The organism is Pseudoalteromonas sp. OFAV1 (genome assembly GCF_021532595.1).
GTDB classification, from domain to species: domain Bacteria; phylum Pseudomonadota; class Gammaproteobacteria; order Enterobacterales; family Alteromonadaceae; genus Pseudoalteromonas; species Pseudoalteromonas lipolytica_C.
In genome coordinates this window covers 39,437-60,212 of record NZ_JAKGBG010000014.1, presented here as the reverse complement: position 1 = coordinate 60,212, position 20,776 = coordinate 39,437, and the positions used below count along the sequence as shown (strand labels likewise).

The 20,776-nt window shown below is 40.2% G+C and carries 12 protein-coding genes; 1 reads left to right on the top strand and 11 read right to left on the bottom strand.

The window, feature by feature from the left end; translation table 11 throughout:
- Positions 1-190 precede the first annotated feature (190 nt).
- Complete coding sequence (locus tag L1267_RS10135) at positions 191-700, top strand: DUF2062 domain-containing protein (protein ID WP_135924782.1); 510 nt, start codon at positions 191-193, stop codon at positions 698-700.
- Positions 701-786: 86 nt separating this feature from the next.
- On the opposite strand, the gene L1267_RS10130 is transcribed toward L1267_RS10135, so the two are convergent.
- From L1267_RS10130 to L1267_RS10080, 11 genes are all read right to left on the bottom strand, one after another.
- On the bottom strand, positions 787-2,529 hold the full coding sequence (locus L1267_RS10130; protein ID WP_235382747.1) for a DUF3466 family protein: 1,743 nt from the start codon (positions 2,527-2,529) through the stop codon (positions 787-789).
- Positions 2,530-2,540: 11 nt separating this feature from the next.
- The gene (gene uup, locus L1267_RS10125; RefSeq protein ID WP_199526431.1) at positions 2,541-4,451 is read right to left on the bottom strand and encodes an ATP-binding cassette ATPase Uup; all 1,911 of its coding nucleotides are present in this window, start codon (positions 4,449-4,451) and stop codon (positions 2,541-2,543) included.
- Positions 4,452-4,465: 14 nt separating this feature from the next.
- Entirely contained in the window at positions 4,466-4,699 is a 234-nt protein-coding gene (locus tag L1267_RS10120; RefSeq protein WP_138557572.1) for a glutaredoxin family protein, read from the bottom strand.
- A complete protein-coding gene (gene rlmKL, locus L1267_RS10115) occupies positions 4,692-6,809 on the bottom strand; it encodes a bifunctional 23S rRNA (guanine(2069)-N(7))-methyltransferase RlmK/23S rRNA (guanine(2445)-N(2))-methyltransferase RlmL (protein ID WP_235382746.1) in 2,118 nt (705 codons plus the stop codon). Before rlmKL ends, L1267_RS10120 begins: the two co-directional genes overlap by 8 nt.
- Before the next feature lie 178 nt (positions 6,810-6,987).
- The gene (locus L1267_RS10110; protein WP_235382745.1) at positions 6,988-7,518 is read right to left on the bottom strand and encodes a cell division protein ZapC domain-containing protein; all 531 of its coding nucleotides are present in this window, start codon (positions 7,516-7,518) and stop codon (positions 6,988-6,990) included.
- A gap of 119 nt (positions 7,519-7,637) precedes the next feature.
- Positions 7,638-8,648 (bottom strand): quinone-dependent dihydroorotate dehydrogenase, encoded by a 1,011-nt coding sequence (gene pyrD, locus L1267_RS10105; protein WP_235382744.1) that lies wholly within the window; start codon positions 8,646-8,648, stop codon positions 7,638-7,640.
- A gap of 114 nt (positions 8,649-8,762) precedes the next feature.
- Positions 8,763-13,601, bottom strand: a complete 4,839-nt coding sequence (locus L1267_RS10100; protein ID WP_135924798.1) for an NAD-glutamate dehydrogenase — start codon at positions 13,599-13,601, stop codon at positions 8,763-8,765.
- Positions 13,602-13,813: 212 nt separating this feature from the next.
- The gene (locus L1267_RS10095; protein WP_135924801.1) at positions 13,814-16,138 is read right to left on the bottom strand and encodes an efflux RND transporter permease subunit; all 2,325 of its coding nucleotides are present in this window, start codon (positions 16,136-16,138) and stop codon (positions 13,814-13,816) included.
- Entirely contained in the window at positions 16,138-17,142 is a 1,005-nt protein-coding gene (locus L1267_RS10090) for a WD40/YVTN/BNR-like repeat-containing protein (protein ID WP_235382743.1), read from the bottom strand. The genes L1267_RS10095 and L1267_RS10090 overlap by 1 nt, the downstream gene beginning before the upstream one ends.
- Positions 17,143-17,266: 124 nt before the next feature.
- Positions 17,267-18,631, bottom strand: a complete 1,365-nt coding sequence (locus tag L1267_RS10085; RefSeq protein ID WP_135926279.1) for a DUF1329 domain-containing protein — start codon at positions 18,629-18,631, stop codon at positions 17,267-17,269.
- A 12-nt stretch (positions 18,632-18,643) separates the two neighbouring features.
- The gene (locus tag L1267_RS10080; RefSeq protein WP_135924806.1) at positions 18,644-20,728 is read right to left on the bottom strand and encodes a DUF1302 domain-containing protein; all 2,085 of its coding nucleotides are present in this window, start codon (positions 20,726-20,728) and stop codon (positions 18,644-18,646) included.
- Positions 20,729-20,776 lie beyond the last annotated feature (48 nt).

Genomic DNA, 20,776 nt, shown 5'->3' with positions numbered 1-20,776 from the left:
GAAAAAATACTAAAAAAATACCGCAAATAAACCCTGACAATATTGGCAAAAAAGGCTTAAAATAGGCAGCTGCTAAAATAACAGCAAAACTTATTAGATAAAACACTGCAGTGTTTGCCGTATAAAGGGTAATAAAACAACCCAATATAAAACCACTGCATAACCAAACAGATGTAAATGGTTGCTTTAAATGGCTAAGAAAACGATCCAACGGTTTTTACCTGATCACAACAAGGTAAGAGATCATAAATACTTAAGAATTTTTGGCCGTTTATTACATGATGCCAATTTATGGCATTTAAATCGTCGCTCTGCTCGAGGAGCATTTGCTGTAGGTTTATTTTTTGCTTTCATCCCTGTTCCTTTTCAAATGGTTCTAGCAGCCGCCCTGGCCATTCCATTTCGTGTAAACTTGCCTATTTCTGTTGCTACGGTGTGGATCACAAATCCACTGACAATGCCTCCTATTTTTTACTGCTCGTATATTGTTGGAACAATTGCCTTAGCGCAACCTACACAACACTTCCATTTTGAGCCTAGCTGGCAATGGTTCTTAGAAAGCTTAACAACCATTGGTCCGGCTTTCTTAGTTGGTTCACTTATCTGTGCAACAGCAGCAGCTATACTTGGCTATTTCGTAACAGATATGCTTTGGAAGCGCTCTGTAAGAAAAGCATGGTTACATCGACATCAAAAATAAAAAAATGATGATTCAGATATGAGTATAGACAAAAAACCCAGCTGTAAGCTGGGTTTTTTAATGTAGTCGAAAAGTTATTTTTTACGCTACTTTGCTTTAAAAAAGCGACGTGCCGCTGCAAATGGTAACAAGATTAATGCATACCAAGGGAAGCTTGCAGACTGACGCTCATATTGTTCAACTTCTTCTGCAGGGCACTCTTCAATTGAACCACTAATTGGTGTTAACTTAACAGGTACTGCAATACTTTCATATTCAACATTACCGTTAAGATCGACTACCATGTTACCGAATGAATCTGTTTTTTCTACCGTTTTGGTAGCAACACCAAATATTTCATTATTGTTGTTAATCGACTTGGCTTCAGCAACAACGTATTTAAATCGTGTTTCACCATCTTCTTCATAGCAAGGTAATAAATCGTTTAAATTTACGACTTTATCTTCACCGATAGTGTACATAAAGCCTTCACGACGACGTGTAGACGTATTGTAGATATCGGTTTCACCCTCACCAACAATCACACCATTATCATTTATGTCATTAGCGATTGAGCTAGAACTTGAGAAATAATCTGTCGGGAAAACAACACTGTCACTTTTCTTGTCGTAATAGAAAAATTTAGTACGGTTTGTACCTTCGATTCTTTTGGTTGCATAACCAACCACAACATCGTCATTATTGATAGCTAAAGGCTGACCCGAGGTCCAATCATCTTCTTGGTCAAGAAACTCTTTTACTTCACCATTCTCAAAAATAACCGGCATAGTGATACGAATATCTCGATCTTTATAGCGAACATCTGAAGTACCAGCTATTACCCCATTTTCATTAATGACAAAAGCGCTGCTTCTAAATGCAAAATCTTCGTCATCTTTTGGCGTAAGACCTAAGCCAAATATTTCCGTATTGATAATATTTAGGTCGTTATCCAAGGTCCATTTAACGGCTCGTTTATCGAAAATACCCGTACTAAAGCTACGATTAAGCGTTTCAACACAATCTGAAACTGGCTCATCTTCGTTATCGCAACGATCGTCAATATCATCTTGAGGATCAACTGGAATACCGGTAGATACGGTACCTACTACTTCGTAGCCACTATTGGTTTTGACTATGTCATATGCGGCACTAATACCACCGTGCTCATCAAATTCAGGAACTAAAGGTACTTCGACACCATTAGCACCAATAACAATACCGCGACTTATAAAGTCACGTAAGAAGTGAGTTTCTTCTTCGGTTTCATCTGTTTGGGTAAAGGCGGTCTTTTCGTAAGGCGCACTGCCCCAGCCCACCATCACGCCATCGTCAGCAACAGCAGATAGAAGGTTTGATGTTGAGCGAGTTAAGCCATCATAATCAAGCGATGCTTCATCAAATAAAACCTGCTCTTGAGACCCTTCTGCAGTATAAGTAGTGGCAATTGCACTCGATATTTTTTGATACTCAGAATCATTAGGACGACTATCAGTAGATAAAAACCAAATCATAAATGCGTGTGCATCAGCATTGGTATTTACTGCATCGTTATTTTGGATATCATCTAACGTAAACGTAATTTCTTTGTCAATTGACTCAAATCGCGCTTTTTCTCGGTCGTAGGCGTTTTTGATGTTGCTTGCATCAAAATCGATATAAGAAACGTCTACAGGTAGTTTATAGGTACCATTTGCAAGACCAATGATGTGACCGTTTTCACTAACATCCGTTATATAATTATGCTTAGAGCCTTCCAGACCACCTAACTCTTCTAATTTATAGGTCGCGCTCATCGCTGAGGTACTTAGAGTAGCTAAAATACTGGCAGCGAGTAATTTATATTTCATTTTAATCCTTACTACTGATTCTTTAAATCTTCGAGTTCTTCCCAGCGCTCAAAAGCGGCTTCAAGCTCAGACTCTAACTGGGCTAAATGGTTCAATGCTTCTGATGTAATTGCAGCATCTTGCTTAAAAAAGTCAGGGTCATTGACCACAACTTGCTGAGCATCGAGCGCTTTTTCAAGTTGTTCCACTTTACTGGGTAATTCTTCTAATTCAAGTTTTAATTTGTAAGAGAGTTTATTACTTTTCTTTTGTGGTTTATCTTGGTTTTGCACCACGGGTTTTTCTTGCTTAGTTTGTTGCTGTTGTTGTTTCTCTTGCTCAACTAAGTAGGCAGCATAAGCCTCATAGTCACTGTAGCCACCAATAATATCGGTAATCTTACCATCACCTTCAAATGCCCAGACTGAATTACAGGTATTATCTATAAATTCGCGGTCATGGCTAACAATAAGCACGGTACCTTGATATTGGTTAATAATATCTTCAAGTAATTCTAATGTTTCGATATCTAAGTCATTGGTTGGCTCATCGAGTACCAAAATATTAGACGGCTTTAAAAATAGCTTTGCAAGTAACAAACGGTTCTTCTCACCACCAGAAAGTGCTTTTACAGGTGTGCGGGCTCTTGCCGGCGGAAATAAGAAGTCTTGTAAGTAACCAAGTACATGACGTGAGCGCCCGCCCATCATCACTTCTTGCTTACCTTCAGCTACGTTGTCTTGTACTGTGGCTTCTTCATCAAGCTTTTGACGATATTGGTCAAAATAGGCAAATTCTAAATTAACACCTTGCTTAACACTTCCGCTATCTGGTGTTAAGTCACCAAATAAAATTTTAAGCAGTGTTGTTTTACCTATACCATTTGGGCCTACAAGGCCAATACGGTCGCCACGCATAACAAGTGTAGAGAAGTCTTTAGCGATCACTTTGTCTTTAAATGCATGACTTATGTTTTTCGCTTCAAAAACAAGTTTGCCTGAACGCTCAGCAGTTTCAATGTTGAAATCTGTTTTACCAACCTGCTCTACTCGCTGCTTGCGCTCTTTACGCAACTCTTTTAATGCGCGAACGCGTCCTTCATTACGTGTTCTACGGGCTTTTATACCTTGGCGGATCCACGCTTCTTCTTCGGCTAAGCGTTTATCAAATAACGCGTTTTGCGTTTCTTCTACCTTTAAATCATGCGCTTTTTGTTCAAGGTATGTTGCATAATCACCCGGATATGAAATTAGTTTTCCGCGGTCTAAATCAAGAATACGAGTAGCTACTGCGCGAATGAACGCACGGTCGTGAGAAATAAAAACGATACCGCCTTTAAATTCTTTTAAAAATTGCTCGAGCCAAATAACACTGCTCATATCCAAGTGGTTGGTAGGCTCATCAAGTAGCAATAAATCAGGCTCACTAACTAGGGCCCTTGCTAAAGCAACCTTACGTAACCAACCGCCTGATAATGATTCAAGTTTAGCCTCTGGATCTAGCTCTAGGCGCGATAACACAAGTTGAATACGCGTATCAAAACGCCAGCCGTCAACTGTTTCTAATTGATTTGATAAGCGCTCTAACTTATTTAGTAACTTATCGTTATAGTCTGTTTGCATCTGATTACTAACTTGGTGATATTCAATCAATAAGTTAGCAATATCAGGCATACCCTGCGCTACATAATCAAATACTGAGCCTGCAGCCCCCTTTGGTGGATCTTGCTCTAGACGCGAAATTCGTATACCACCTAGTTGGTTTATTTCACCATCATCCAAGATAACTTGGCCATCAAGTACTTTAAGTAATGTTGATTTACCTGCACCGTTACGACCAACAATACATACACGCTCACCCGACTCAATAACTGCATCAGCATCATCTAGTAACGGATGCGTACCATAAGCGAGTTGCGCTTTGGCTATTCTGATTAAATCCATCGTGATTACTACTCTTATTCTTTATTATCAGCAATAAATTGCGCTAATCGCTGTGCATCAAAAGGCCAAAATAATTTTTCGCCTTGATGAGCTTCAACAACCGGAATACTGGTTTGATAAAGCGCGATAAGCTGTTCACTATCCATGATATCTTTTGCAGCAAAGGAAACGTTTGCTGCAACTAATAATTCATCTGCCATTTCACACAAATGACAGCCATCTGTGTGATACAAGGTAAAACTAGCCATGTGTAATAAGCCAACTATTATGAATTTGCTTATTGCGTTTAAAATCTGGCGATAAAGTTTTGTCAGAAATATTCTCTGCTTTTAAGCCAAGCCCCATTAAACCAACTTCATCCATGATAAAGCCACGCTTGTTGTTAGAGAATATAAGCGTGCCATTTGGACTTAAAATCTTTTTAACCCAAGTAAGGAGTTTGATATGGTCGCGCTGAACATCAAATGCGTCTTTCATACGTTTTGAGTTTGAGAACGTCGGTGGATCTAAGAAAATTAAATCATATTGACCTTGTGCGTATTCAAGCCATTTCAAGCAGTCAGCTTGCTCAAAACGAAAACGAGTATTGCTCAAGTCATTAAGCGCGAAATTCTCTTGCGCCCATTTTAAATAGGTCTTTGACATATCAACGGTAGTAATTGCTTTGGCACCACCTATCGCAGCATGAACAGATGCACTGCCCGTATAAGCAAACAAGTTTAAGAAACGTTTACCTTGTGCGTTTTGTTGAATATAACGACGAGCCAAACGATGATCTAAGAATAAACCTGTATCTAAATAATCAAATAGGTTTACTTTAAATTTAGCACCAAACTCTTCGACCACTTGTGTGCGATTTTGTTTTGATACCTTCGTATATTGCTCTTCACCTTTTTGCTTTTTGCGTACTTTAACTGCGATATTCTCTGGCGCAATTTCTAACTGCTCAGCGGTCAGGCTAATCACATCTTGTAAGCGCTTTTGTGCCGTTGTGTCATCGATTTCTTTCGGTGCGGCATATTCAAAAATAACCGCTGAATCATCGTACACATCAACTGCAACGTTATATTCTGGAATATCCGCATCGTAAACACGGTAACAGCTTACTTCATTTTGCTTTAACCAGTTTTTCAAGTTTTGCTTGTTTTTCTTTAAGCGGTTTGCAAATGCTGTTGAACCTTCAAAGTTAAGTGCTGGTTTATCTTCTTTGCTTAGCTCGACTTGTTTATCGTCAAGTTGATATAAATTTAGCACCACATCTAACGGGCCATTTTTGAACTTATAGCGTTTTAATTTAACAAGCTTTAATAACTTAAATAAGCTTTCGTCGGTGCCAAGTAAAGCAAGTTTCCAATGGTTAAAGTGCTTTTTGAAGCCAACACCTAAGCTTCGGTGTAAGTTAACCAACTCTGCCATCGAGCCTAAACGTTCACCATAAGGTAAGTTTGAAATCACCACACCAGGAAGCTTAGCAACAGAAGTTAGCTTAGTTGCATCGCTTTGTTTAAATTTAATTACATTACCAAGGTCTGCTCGTTCCGCGTTTTCTTGTGCTTTTTTAATTACACCAGCATCAATATCATGTCCAATAAGCCAAAGCTTTGGATCAGTAATTTGTGCCGTTAGTTCTGCTTTTAACTCTTTGTATTTTTGGATGCGGAAACTTGGTAGGCGCTCAAATGCAAAACCTTCTCGGAATAAACCAGGCGCTTCATTACGAGCCATGCTTGCTGCTTCAATTAAAATGGTACCAGCACCGCAACATGGATCAAATAAAGGTTGTTGTACATTTTCAAGCCAGCCACTTCGCTTTACAAGTGCTGCAGCTAAATGCTCTTTAATCGGTGCTTTACCTTGGTCTTGACGATAACCACGTTCAGATAAACGTGGACCTGAATAGTCAATATAAAGCGCAACACCTTGGCGATTCAATCTTGCTACAACACGCACATTAGCGTTGTACTTATCAACATCTGGACGCTGTTCAAATAGATCTGAAAAATAGTCAACAATCGCATCTTTTACGACAAGACCAGAGAACTGGGTATTTTTTAAATCGTTGTTAGTACCACTAAAATCAACAGCGAAGGTTTGTTTTGGACCAAACCACTCTTGCCAAGGCTGTAGTCGTGCAAATTGATAAAGGCTTTCTTTGTCTTTAACGCCTTCTTTTTCTTCTATCAGCATCATGATACGAGTGGCGAAGCGACTCGATAAACAAATTTTTTGTGCTAACAAGCTATCTGCTTCAAAACGTACAGAGCCCACGGTTTGTTTAGAGACTTCTGCACCAAGTGCTGTAAGCTCATCAATAAGTAAATTTTCTATTCCGATAGAAGTAAGTGCGATAAATTGCAAAGTAAAAACCCTTAAATGCTAATTGCGCAGGATTATAGCATAGCTTGGCGAACAAAAACGCCAACATTTGCAGGGATATTAGCTAGATTTTTACTTAGCCCACTAGGTTGCGAATCTCTCGCCGCGATTTAATTGCCTCTAGAGTGAACATATTTTAATTCACAAAGGTCAACACGCCCTAGGCCGATTTAAACTGTTTTTGTTGAATATAAACAGGATGGATACGATTATTTAGAACCTTGATGGCTTCAAACTGCTCTAGAGATAGATTTTCGTCTAACTGAAAGTGTGCGCTCAGATTAATACAAACAGATGCTTCTGGTGAATGATCGACAATTAAAAACTCACCTTCTTGTGACTTAGAGTATAACTTTACAACCGCTTCAACACTTGGCTGGCTACCCTGGTATTCATGAAAAAACCAACTCTTTGCAAGTACTGGCTTCAAATGAAATTTAACCGCTGTAGCGTTAAGGGCAATTTGACAAAGCTGTGCTGGGTTCCACAGTGAGAATGTTTCAAGATATTGATAAACTTGCTGATAAAATGCAGCATCTTCAAGACTGAAGTTTGGCTCTTGTAAAACAGCATCAGTAAGTTGGCGTAATTTGTAAGGTGTGCACAGTTGCATATCTTGGTCAAGGTCAACCAAAAGACGATTATTTTTTGCACAAGCAAGCCATTTCCATTGCTTCGATGCTTGTAACATGTCTCCTCCCTAACTTAGAATTCTGTGCGATTAATCATAAATTATAGCTAAGCCTGACCATTAATAAAATACTTTTTTAGAACATTTTATTAATGATCAAATGCTTAGATAACTGATCCTTATAAGCCGTTAAGGATCGTTTTTACCAATTCTGGGCCTTTATAAATAAAGCCAGTGTAAACTTGTACAAGGTCGGCACCCGCTGCAAATTTTTCTTTTGCAGAGTCTGCATCATCAATACCACCCACACCAATGATAGGTAACTTACCATCAGTTAAACGCTTCAGCTCACTAACCACGTGGGTTGAACGCTGACGTACTGGTTGGCCAGATAAACCGCCCGCTTCGTTTGCGTATTGTTGGCCTTGTACTGCCGCACGCTCAAGTGTGGTGTTTGTAGCAATAACACCATCGATCTTATTGTTGATCAATGACTCACTAACTTGCGCAATTTGTATTTCATCAAGATCTGGGGCGATCTTAACAAGCATAGGCACTTGTTTGTTATGCTTTGCAGCTAAATCAAGTTGTTCATTCTTTAAGCTTTGTAGCAAGTCATCAAGCGCTTCACCATATTGTAAATCACGAAGACCCGGAGTATTTGGTGAAGAAATATTTACTGTGATGTACGATGCATGCTCAAATACTTTGCGCATACAATGAATGTAGTCATCTTTACCCTGCTCGTTTGGTGTATCTTTATTTTTACCTATATTTATACCTAGAATACCGTCATATTTCGCCGCTTTTACGTTATTAACTAGGTTATCAACGCCTTTGTTGTTAAAGCCCATACGATTTATGATCGCATTTGATTCTGGTAAACGGAAAATACGCGGCTTATCGTTACCAGCTTGAGGGCGAGGAGTAACAGTACCCACTTCAACGAAGCCAAAACCCATTTGTGAAAATGCATCAATACACTCTGCATTTTTATCTAAGCCTGCCGCTAAACCTACTGGATTTTTAAATTCTAAACCCAAAAAGTTAACTGGTTTATTAGGGACAGATTGAGACCACGCTGCACTCAATGGAGTATGAGCAAATCGGCGTAAATTATTAAGTGCAAATTCATGAGCCCACTCCGCATCACGGGTAAACATAAAACGGCGAGCTAGATCATAAAACATGGTTTGTTCCTTAGGTAAAAATAAACAAGGTAGCCGCTTATAAACGGACCATTGCAAATTAAGGGCAAAAAAATACCCCAGCGAGCTGGGGTATGTATTTTAACGACTTTTCACTTATTTGGAAGTGTCACAGTTGTGGCTTAACAACATTAGTTCACGAAGTGCTACTGAGAACTTCGCAAAATCATGGCTTTGCGATGTTTTGAATTCAGATAGCATCTGTTTCCAACGTTGTAGAAGTAGATCTTGGTTATCCATCCACTCATCAATTTGTGCATCAATGTCTTTGCTGTCTGCTGCAAAGCTATTAAGTACCACAGCCGATAACGTACGTTGTTGCCAATCAAGCTCTTCACGGTAAGAAGCACGAGCAAGTGCTTGCCAGTGATTTGCAACCGGTTGGTTAGTAATTTGGTCAAGGAACCAATGTAAGCCCATACGCGCACCCAACTTGAAGTACGTGTTAGATACCATAGCAATACTACGCTCTGAATTATTAGCAATTTCAGCTAAGTCCATTACAGAGAATAGGCTTGATAGAGACACAACTCGTGTCGCAAGTGCTTTTGGTACATTGCTATCAATTAGCTTCTCAGCTGCTTTAACTAAACGCTCGCTTTCTTTTTCAACCATGTAGCTATTTAAGTTTTCACTTAAATCAGCAAATGTTGGTGCAAAGAACTCAATTGCTTGCTCAATCGTTTGTGCTTTATTGCGATGACGTAAGAACCAACGTGTTGCACGACGAACCGTACGACGTAACTGATAAAGCATTTCTGTTTGTACAGCTGCTGGGATCTTATTATCAAGTGCAACAATTGATGACCACGTTTCTGGCATCTGGAACACTTCTTTTGCAATTGAATAGCAAAGCGCGATTTCTGCTTCGTTAGCACCTGTTTCTTCATGCATACGAACCATGAAGTTAAGGCCCATATCGTTAACAATATTATTGGCAAGTTTTGTTGCGATAATTTCTTTACGAAGTGGGTGGTTATCCATTGCATCGTTGAACTTCTCACGAAGTGGTACCGGGAATGAATTAACCAATAACTGACGGTAATAAGGGTTTTCAGTGATTTCATCAACCACTAAAGACTCTTTAAGTACCATTTTCGCGTAAGAAACTAGTACAGATAGTTCTGGACGAGTTAAATCTTTACCCGCTGCTGCGCGCTCTGCAAGTTCTTCATCAGTTGGAATGAACTCAATCGCACGATTTAACTTGCCATCTTTTTCAAGGGCATGGATAAAACGTACTTTTTCTTTAAGCGTTGATGTGCCTTTTGACTGTGTAATCGATAAGGTATGCGTTTGACGATAACAATCTTTTAGAACCAGTTGCGATACTTCATCGGTCATAGCATAAAGTAGCTCATCACGTTGTTTACGCGTTAAGTCACCTTCAGCAACTAAGCCATTAAGTAAGATCTTAATGTTTACTTCGTTATCTGAACACGCAACACCACCTACGTTATCGATGAAGTCAGTGTTAACACGACCGCCTTTAGCTGCAAATTCGATACGACCTAATTGAGTAGCACCTAAGTTACCACCCTCGCCTAAGATCTTCGCACCAAGCTCAGAACCGTTAATACGAAGAGCATCATTTGCGCGGTCACCAACATCTGCATCAGTCTCTTTAGAGTTCTTGATGTAAGTACCGATACCACCATTCCAAAGTAAATCAAACTCCATCATTAGAGCTGCTTTGATTAATTCGTTAGGTGTCATGCTCGCTTTTTTAGTGCCAAGCATTTTCTTCATTTCAGGGCTTAAGCTAATTGATTTAGCCGCACGAGAGAATACACCACCACCTTGTGAGATAAGGTCTTTGTTGTAATCTTCCCAAGAAGAACGCGGTAAGTTAAATAAACGCTCACGCTCTGGGTAAGATGTTGCAGCATCTGGGTTTGGATCAACAAAGATGTGCATGTGGTTGAACGCCACTTGTAAGCGAATGTGCTTAGAAAGCAACATACCGTTACCAAATACGTCTCCCGCCATGTCGCCGATAGCTACAACAGTGAAATCAGTTGTTTGACAGTCAATATCCATTTCACGGAAGTGACGCTTAACAGACTCCCACGCACCTTTTGCAGTGATACCCATTTTCTTATGGTCATAACCTACTGAGCCACCTGATGCGAATGCATCACCTAGCCAGAAGTTATATTCATTTGCGATACCGTTTGCAATATCAGAGAAAGTCGCAGTACCTTTATCGGCAGCAACAACTAAATACGGGTCATCTTCATCATGACGAACAACATCAACTGGCGGAACAATCTCACCACGTTCGATGTTATCTGTGATATCTAATAAACCACGGATGAAAATTTTGTAACACTCTTGGCCTTCTTTGAAGAATGCTTCACGGTCTGTCGGTAGCTGTTTACATACGAAACCACCTTTCGAACCTACTGGCACGATAACCGTGTTTTTAACTTGTTGCGCTTTAACAAGACCCAGTACCTCAGTACGGAAGTCTTCACGACGGTCAGACCAACGTAGGCCACCACGTGCAACTTTACCACCACGTAAATGCACACCTTCAACGCGCGGCGAGTATACGAAGATCTCAAACGCAGGCAGTGGTAATGGCATTTCTGGGATCATAGAAGGCTGAACCTTGAACGATACATATGACTTAAATTGGCCATCCGCTTCTTTTTGGAAGAAGTTCGTTCTAAGAGTTGCATTGATCATATCAACGTATAAACGGATGATACGGTCATCATCTAGGTTTGCTACGTTTTCTAGTTCAAGATTTACTTGCGCAACTAGCTTCTCAAGCGTCTTCTCACTACCAGGGTTCTTAACTGAGAACTTTTTAGTGAATAAGTTAACGATTTGCGAAGCAATATGTGGGTAATTTGCAAATGTGCTTTCGATGTAAGTCTGCGAGAAAGTTACACCAATTTGACGCATGTATTTAGCGTATGCACGAAGAATAGACGCTTCACGACCGGTTAAACCACCCATTAATACTAAACGGTTGAAACCATCGTTTTCTAAACGGTTATTCCAAACATTAGTCAGCGCAGCACGGAAACGAGCAGATACTTTATCAAAGTCAGCAATGCCCTTATTGTCAATTAGCATGGTGAAATCCATGATCCAATTAACTTTACCGTCTGTCGTTTTAACTGAGTAAGGCGTTTCACCCACTACACGTAAGCCAAAGTTTTCTAACATTGGCATGACGTCAGATAAGTGGATTGGCTCATCTTTATGGAATAAGCTTAAACGAACAACATTAGTATTTGCTTCTTCTTGTGGACGATAGAACAACATTTCAAGTTTGTTTTCGTCATTAAGAAGCTCAAGTTTCTCGATATCAACAACCGCAGCACTTGGTAAAACCTGATCTTTATATGCACTTGCAAATGCTTGTGCATATTTACGGTTTAGTTCTTTACCGCGTGCTTCACCTGCACTTTCAAGTAGTGCAGACTGGAGTCTATCTTCCCAAGTACGGGCAGCTTCAATTAGGTTGTTTTCGATGTCTTTCACGTTATATTCAATATTATTGTCAGTCACACGCACCGTATAATGAGTACGGGCTAATGTTGACTCAGAGAAGAAAGTAGTAAATTCGACTTTGTCGTCAGAATTAAATGCGTTAGCTAAGATACGTTGCGTTTCACGACGTAGTGCCGTGTTATAGCGCTCACGCGGTACATAGACCATGCAAGAGAAGAAACGGCCATATGCGTCTTTACGCACAAAAATACGGCACATATCACGCTCTTGTACTTGTAGTACGCCCATAGCAACTTCAAGTAGTTCGGCTTCACGTGCTTGCACAAGTTCATCACGTGGGTACGTTTCTAGGATATTTAATACCGCTTTATAAGCATGTGTGCCTTTAGCAAAGTCACACATTTCCATAATGCGATTAATTTTACTTTTCAGTACCGGAACATCAGCGGCGCTGTTGTTGTAGAAGCTCGAAGAGAATAAACCAAGGAAACGGTCTTCACCAATTACATTACCTTCCTCGTCAAAACGCTTGATACCCACATAGTCAATATAAGCAGGACGGTGAACACGAGACACTGAATTAGTTTTCGTTAAAATCAGTAAATTATTGCTACGCGCTTCTTGACGTGCAACTTCTGGTAATTCAGAAAGTAAACGGCTGTGCTCTTCGTCTGTGTTTTTCATCAGACCAAGGCTAGTACCTTTTTTACCTTTTAATTGATAATCACCCTGTACAGGCGACAGTTCATACTCACGATAACCCATTAGGGTAAAGTTATCTTTTGCTAACCAGTCTAAAAACTCAACCGTTTCAGCAACTTCACTTTCGTTATTATTATGATGACGCTTAGGTAAATCCTTCGTTACAGCAATTAGCTTTTCACGAATTGGCTGCCAATCTTCTACAGCGATAGATACGTCAACTAACACAGACTCAAGTTCTTTTTTGAAAGACTCAATAACTTTTGCATCTGTTTGGCGATCAATCTCGATAAAGAACACCGTTTTTGTTGACGTTGATTCTTGCTCTGCTTTTAAGCTTGAAATACCTGTGATTTTAGCATTTTTGTCACGTTGGATTTTCAGTGGAGAGTGAAGTAATAAGTGAGAAGAGATGTTTTCGCGAGTCATGGCCATACGCACAGAATCAACTAAGAAAGGCATGTCTTTCGCGATGATTTCAACAATAGTGTGCGATGACTGCCAGCCATCTTTTGCTACTTCAGGATTGAAGACACGGACAACCGCGTCATCAGAGTTATTTTTTTCTAGCGAGTTCCATAGGCTTAGTGCAGCGCCATATAAGTCACTATCGTTGCGATGTGCCAAATCCTCTTTAGACATATTGCTGTACAAGGCTTTGGCGAATTTCTCAACGAGTAACACATTATCAGCGTGAACTTTTTTCTGGATCAGCTTACAGACATTATCTAAGATAACCGAGGCTTGCCCTTCATTTCGTGTCATTGTATGTTCCTTAATCTATACTACTTATCGATTAGTAGAATATTTGTACAGCCATTTATTAGCGTGGAGTCAGGTAAATTCTAACTCTTTTGCAGCTAATAAACAGCCTTTTCGATGAAATCATTTTAAGCTTTTCAGCTATTTGGTCATCTATTCACAAAATATAGATATAAATGGCCATTACTGGCCATATTGGAGCACAATTATTCACATTATTTTTTCTGGTCAGTCCAGAGGAAGCTACCAATTGCAGGTAAAAGTAGTACTGCGCCCAGCATGTTAACCAAAAACATGAAGGTCAAAAGAATACCCATATCTACTTGGAACTTCAGATCAGAGAAAATCCATGTGCTAACACCAATGGCTAAGGTAATACCCGTGAATAACACTGCACTGCCACGCTCTGCTAATGCATTGCGATAAGCCACTTCGAGTGCCACACCTTGTTTTAGCTGCCCCATCATTGATGACAGTATATAAATCCCATAATCAACACCGATACCAACACCTAAAGCGATAACTGGTAGTGTCGATACTGTTAAACCTATTTCAAGTTGTACCATCAAGGCTTGCGCTAAAGTTGATACGATATAAAGAGGTAATACAACCGCAACCGTTGCCTTAACACTTCTAAAGCTAATTAAGCATAGCAGGATTACGGCGCCGTAAACGTAAAGCATCATAGGTAGCTGTGCAGCTGATACAGATTCGTTGGTTGCGGCCATTACACCCACAGGCCCTGATGCTAACTTAAACTTCAACTCATCCGTTTCTTCAGCCTTAGCAAACTCTTTGACCTTTGCTACTACATGGTCAATAGTTTCTGCTTTGTGGTCATTTAAGAAAATAATCACTGGCATTACAGAGCAGTTACCATCGAGTAAACCTGAGCTTGTTTCAACGCGTGAAGTAGCTTGCACTAAACTTGCCGTGTTGCGCGGCAGGCTTTGCCATTTAAGGTTACCTTCGTTGAAGCCGGCATTCACAGATTGCGCAACTGAGCTTAAACTCACTGCTGATTGCACCCCTGCGACGTTTTCCATCTGCCATTGGAAACGACTAATACGCTCCATCACATCATGCTCAGTACAAGCAGCAGGATACGCTTCTACAATCACTTTTAGGATATCTGATGAAATGGTGTATTTATCAGAAATCAAAAAGGTGTCTTGGTTATAGCGGGCATCTTGGTGCAAAGATGGCGCACCTGCGTGTAAATCACCAATGCGCATTTTGTCAGCTTGCCAATAACCCACTGCAAATAATATCGCTGTAAGCACAATAATTAAACCGGCGGTTCTACGGTCCGTCGCTTTTACTAACAGTTCACGCAATTTATCTAAGAAATTCGGTTTGTCTGAGTGTGTTCCTGCTTGAATATGCACTGAGCCTTCAAAGCGCATATACGATGCCCACACTGGTAACAATACGAGGTTTGTGAAAATAATTACCGCCACACCTAAACTTGCTGTGATGGCAAGTTCACGAATAATACCAATATCAATGGTGAGTAAGGTTAAAAAGCCAATTGTGTCTGATAGCAGCGCGATTCCACCTGGAATCAAAAGTGCTCTAAAGCTTGCCTGACAACACACCCGGGTTGAGCTTCCTGACGTCACTTTTTTACCGATGTCATTGATCATTTGCACACCATGACTTACGCCAATCGCAAACACTAAAAACGGCACCAAAATTGACATAGGGTCTAAGCCAAAACCCAAGGTTGATAACAAACCTAACTGCCAAACAACGGCAATGATTGAACAGGCAATCGGTAAAATTGTCAGTTTTAAAGAGTGGCAGAACAGCCAAACCATCACAAAGGTAAAAGCAATCGCGATTGCAAAAAATAACAGTACGCCTTTAGCACCCTCTGCTACATCCCCTGCCATCTTTGCAAAACCAATAATATGGATACTGACTTTATCAGTACTTAACGGTTCACGAACTTGTGTTTCTAACTTTTCTGCAAACGCTAATGTATCGAGTTTTTCTTGTGTTTGCGGATCAGTCTCGAGTAACTGGGCTGTTACCATTGCACACGAATAGTCACTGGCGATCATACGGCCGACTACTTTTGCTTTTTCGATGTTTTCTTTTACAACTGCAAGACCACGTTTATCAGCTGTGAAGTTAGCCGGAATAATTGGACCACCAGCGAAGCCATCTTCAACAACTTCAACAAAACGTGCACTCGGTGCGAAAATTGAATTAACTAATGGACGGTTAACACCTGGAATAAAATAAAGCTGGTCATGAACTGCTTTTAGTTGGGTAAAAAATTCTTCATTGAAAATATCACCGTCAGCATCACAAACCGAAATTAAAATGCTATTTGCACCACCAAATTGCTTTTCGTGTTTGGTGTATACTTTCATGTATTCATGATTAAGAGGGATATTTTTATTAAACGAGGCGTCTAATTGAATTTGTGTTGCTTTGAATAATAAAAAACAGGTGATCAAAGCAAAGGAAATAATTGCGAACAAGCGATGACGAAACACCGCTCTTTCTAAAAAGTCTAATAAACCACGCATTACGGATTCAACTCCTTCACTTTAATGCCATTTTCTGAAGCCATAATTAGTTTGTCTTGAAACACAACACCGTCGAGCAATGATTTGCCATCGGCCATTTGCTCTTCTGATATTTGATCACCCTTAACATGAAAAATAACCCCACTATTGGCAAATAAAAGCCATTCGTTATTGTGGTTTATTGCGCTGTTGACGGTGGCATAATTAGTGTTTTGAATTGGTAACCACTGATCACTATTTGCTTGACGAGTAAATATATTGCCACGAAGACCTGCAACTAGGTCTTCACCACCCTGATCTGCAGTTGACGCAAACGTAAAGAAAGAGCCCATATAAATCTCTTCAAGACGTTGCCATGTTTGGCCATTATCAACACTTTCGGCCATTAGCCCCATTTCACCTGCTAAGATTAATCGGTCTTTAGTTTTCACTATACGATTAAAATGCGGCAAAATTGATGCCGTCTCAAGCTCATATCCTTCAGGATCTGTTTCTTTTAAATCATTCAAATAGTCGCGATCATCTTCAAATAACAAGCTATCTAAAAAACGTTTCTGCCATGTTTGGCCACCATCAGTGGTTTCAAAAAACATGCCGTATGCACCCACTGCATAACCATGGCTTTCAGATGTAAAAAGAATATCTAAACATGGTTTATCCATGTTTGGTAAAGATTGTTGTAACTGCCAAGTTTTAGCAGCATCCACGGTGTTGATAATAGTGGCATCGTGGCCACAAGCCCAGCCTAATTCGTCATTATAAAAATCAACCGCGGTGAGTAATACTTGTGTTGGTACACTGGCTTGCTGCCATGTTTGTGCGTCAGTACCAGTGATAACCACACCATGTTTACCAACAGCAACCAGTTTTTCACCGACCAATTCGATGTCAGTGAGTAGAGTTTTGTTTGCATTAACGGCACTAATCGCTTGTTGCGGTGTGGGCATGTCTTGAGAAAAACATGAAGCACTATAAGCAAGACAGGCATAAAGCAAATACTTCATAAAGATAAATCGCCTTCGAAAAGATAAAAAGAGAAGTCAAAAAAGCCACTGGGAAAACCAATTGCGTGTCTTGATGACTTACGCGAATTGCAAAAGGCACCTGAAGTCAGGTGCCTTAGATTGTTTAACGACCTTCGCGGCGTAAAGCGCTTGAAGTGAACTCGTTATCATTGAATGATTGTGAGAAATCATACATTTTTTCTTGGTTATCTAAACCAATTGCTAGGTAACGGCGTGAGTTAAGGTCATGATAAACTTCTAACGTACTCCAATGAGTCGGTACTTCATAGTAGTTAAGACCATGTGCCATTGCTACACGATACATTTGGTCACGGTTATCATAAATATCCGTTACATGTACTTGCCAGCTATCTTCATCAATATAGAAAACACGTTTCTTATAAATATGACGCGTACCTTCTTTCAGGTTTGCTTCTACAACCCAAACACGGTGCTTTTCGTAACGAACATATTCAGGGTTAATGTGACCAGCTTGCAAGATATCATCATAGCTTAACTTATCGCTGTGAAGTTTATAGCTGTTATATGGAATATAAAGCTCTTGCTTACCTTTTAATGTCCAGTTGTAACGGTTAGGAGAACCGTTGAACATATCAAAGTCATCAGTGGTACGTAAGCTATCAGCCGCTGTTCCTGGTGCATCATATGCAACATTAGGCGCACGACGAACTCGACGCTGACCTGAGTTGTACGTCCATGCTTGGCGTGGCGTTAAGATTTGGTCCATAGTTTCATGAACTAATAACGCAGTACCTGCTAGACGAGCTGGCTCAGTTACTTTTTGCTTAAACTTAAACAAGATATTAGATTCTTGCAGTTTTTCTGGCGTTGCATCTGGTGATGAATATTCAACTAAAAGTTGCTCTTCAAAACCTACATAATTATATGAGCCTGACGCTGTTGGTGCTGCTTGACCACCAGAGCGTTCAATTGATAAACCACGGAAACGTAAAAGGTGATTCCAAATTGCTTCTAAACCATCTTTTGGAATTGGGAACGGTACACCCACAGCTGTGTTTTTAATACCGTTACCACCTTCAACTAACTCGGCTGTCGTAGCGTATTTTTTAGTCGCATCATAAACAAACTGCGGATAAGACGCACTACGACGCGTTGGATAAATGTTCATCTTAAACGTGTCTGGATAAGTGTTGAATAATTCAACCTGACCAGGGCTCAAGTACTCTTTATATTTATCAACGTTTGACTTATCGATGGTGAACAACACTTTATCATCAGCGAATGGGTCTGGGTGATGCATGCCTGGTTTATAGTCTGCAGGAGGGGTTGTGATACCACCCGTCCAAGCTGGAATAGAACCATCTTTGTTAGCTGCTTTTTCTGCGCCAATTGGCGTTAAGTCATTACCTAAACGTGCTGCTTCATCAGCAGTAATTTTTGCAAGTACACTAGAGCTTGCGAAAACGCTACAAAAAGCTGCAGCAATGAGGGTAGGTTTTCTAATAATCATAATTTACCCTTAGATTGAATATTTAATATTAAATGAAACATAATCGCGGTCAGAGAATGTATTCGTCGCGCCACCACCCCAGAAAGAGTTATAGCTAAAGTCGAATGACCACGCATTTTGATAGTTGAAGTTCATCGTTACACCGAGTGATTTACGGTCTTCAACAAATAAGAACATCGGATCAGGTGTAATACCATTCACATCATGTGAGAACACAAAACGTGGCGAGAAGTTAACACCGTTGAAAATGTTATAGTAATCACCTTTAGCGATTAAACGATAACCCCATGCCGATGCTGTTGGGAACGGATTCGTTTCAGGACCATTCGATAAACCCATATGAAGGGTTGAATAATCATCGCTCAGTGGCCCCTGCATAATGCCGCTTCGACCCGTACCAGCAACGTTTAAACGCAGCTCATCGTATTCAGGCATATTATTAATGCGCACACCACCGATTTCACCAACAACCGCCCAGCTGTCTGCACCTAATGATGGGCCAAATAGATGCGTTGCTGTAAATTGTAATTGTGCTGTGTTACGTAATATAAAGCCTTGCGCCACTTCACCAGGACCTACAACACTTGTAGCATCACCCAAACTCATTTGCGAAATACCCGCAAAGTCAGGTCGAATTCCAGCCACGGCTAGTTGTTCTGGCATACCCGCATAAAGAAGCTCTACGTCATCAATTTGTAGTGGCTCATCTTGACGGAATGCAAATTCACCAGCGAAAGCAGTTTCGCCTAATGATGTATTAAAGCTGATACCATAAAGCTTAATATCTTCAGGGTATTCTAATTGGCCTTTGGTGAATGCTTGTAAGCTAGTTACATTATCTTCAGTGATTTCTGTAGATAACAACATACCAATATCAGCCGCGATAGCACCAGCTGTAAAATTAGATACTTGACCAGAAATTACTGGGCGTCGGCTATGGTAATTGATGTGGTATAAAGCCACTTCAGTATCGTTTAATTCAGGTAAAAACATACCTAAACGTAAACCATATTGACCACCATCATCTGGCTCATTTTTACCCGCACTGCCCTTACCTTTAAGAGCTACTTTAGTCGGATAAGCTAAATACATTTGCGCCATCATAGCTTGACCTTGCGCAGATGTTGGATCAACACCTTGCGAACGCACAATATCGTCTAAGCTGTTTAAGCTTTCTGTTAAGAATGCTAAATCGATATCTGGGTTTGATGTAAAACCTAGTTGAATATTTTGCTGATAACCATTTTCTGACGCGAAATCGTTAGTCGAGAAGTACGTGCCTGCAGCTGGAAGACGTGTTTCATGCCATTCATATTGGTAAAAGCCTTCCAGTGTTAAGTTATCTGTAATGCCAAGTGATGCCCAAAGCATACCCACAGGGATAAAGGCTTCTTTTAACTCAGCGCCTGGCGCTTTTAAACGATCGATATCAACTGGGTTAACGTTTATACCATGAGAAATCAAGGTACTTTCACCCCAGTTTACAACTTGCTGACCTAAGCGAATAGACAGAGGGTTACGACCTTCATTTAAATCGAAGTTTGCCCAAACGTACGCATCTAATAAACGTAAATCAGCACATACTTGTTCTTTAGTGTCATCATCGTCACATGGGTCTACTTTGTTACCTGATGTAGGATTGCTGTATGCAAAATCGCCATCCATCAATGCAAAGTCGTAAAAATACATAAAGCGTGTAAAGAAACCATAGTTATCTTTACTAATTGATAACTCGTGGTTGCCCTTTAATAATTTTGAGAATGAATCACCACTATCAAAATTTAAATTCCCTGCATCACCATTATTAGAGTAGGCACCAGGTTGGTTCCAAACATCCGCAGAAGAATAAATAGGATTTAACGCAGAATGATAACCCGTCCAATCGAATGAAGGATTATTACTTTTACCTATATGTTTAAAATCTCGGTCTTCAACACGAATGCTTTGACCATAAGAAAAGTTAGAGTCAAAACGTACGTCAAAGTCCCCTAACTCGAAGTTTGCTGCATGCAAAGATGTACTTGAGATTCCGAGTGTAGCCGCCGCGAGTCCCAAAGCTATTTTGTTTTTAACAAAAAGCGATCGTTTTATCATTGTGTTCATCCCCCTGTAACGGGTTGTTCTGTGATCAAATTGTTGTTT

Coding starts and splice junctions, on each gene's coding strand:
- L1267_RS10095 (WP_135924801.1), bottom strand. CDS start 16,138: ATGCGTGGTTTATTAGACTTTTTAGAAAGAGCGGTGTTTCGTCATCGC.
- L1267_RS10135 (WP_135924782.1), top strand. CDS start 191: ATGGCTAAGAAAACGATCCAACGGTTTTTACCTGATCACAACAAGGTA.
- uup (WP_199526431.1), bottom strand. CDS start 4,451: ATGGATTTAATCAGAATAGCCAAAGCGCAACTCGCTTATGGTACGCAT.
- L1267_RS10100 (WP_135924798.1), bottom strand. CDS start 13,601: ATGACACGAAATGAAGGGCAAGCCTCGGTTATCTTAGATAATGTCTGT.
- pyrD (WP_235382744.1), bottom strand. CDS start 8,648: ATGTTTTATGATCTAGCTCGCCGTTTTATGTTTACCCGTGATGCGGAG.
- L1267_RS10120 (WP_138557572.1), bottom strand. CDS start 4,699: ATGGCTAGTTTTACCTTGTATCACACAGATGGCTGTCATTTGTGTGAA.
- L1267_RS10080 (WP_135924806.1), bottom strand. CDS start 20,728: ATGATAAAACGATCGCTTTTTGTTAAAAACAAAATAGCTTTGGGACTC.
- L1267_RS10110 (WP_235382745.1), bottom strand. CDS start 7,518: ATGTTACAAGCATCGAAGCAATGGAAATGGCTTGCTTGTGCAAAAAAT.
- L1267_RS10130 (WP_235382747.1), bottom strand. CDS start 2,529: ATGAAATATAAATTACTCGCTGCCAGTATTTTAGCTACTCTAAGTACC.
- L1267_RS10090 (WP_235382743.1), bottom strand. CDS start 17,142: ATGAAGTATTTGCTTTATGCCTGTCTTGCTTATAGTGCTTCATGTTTT.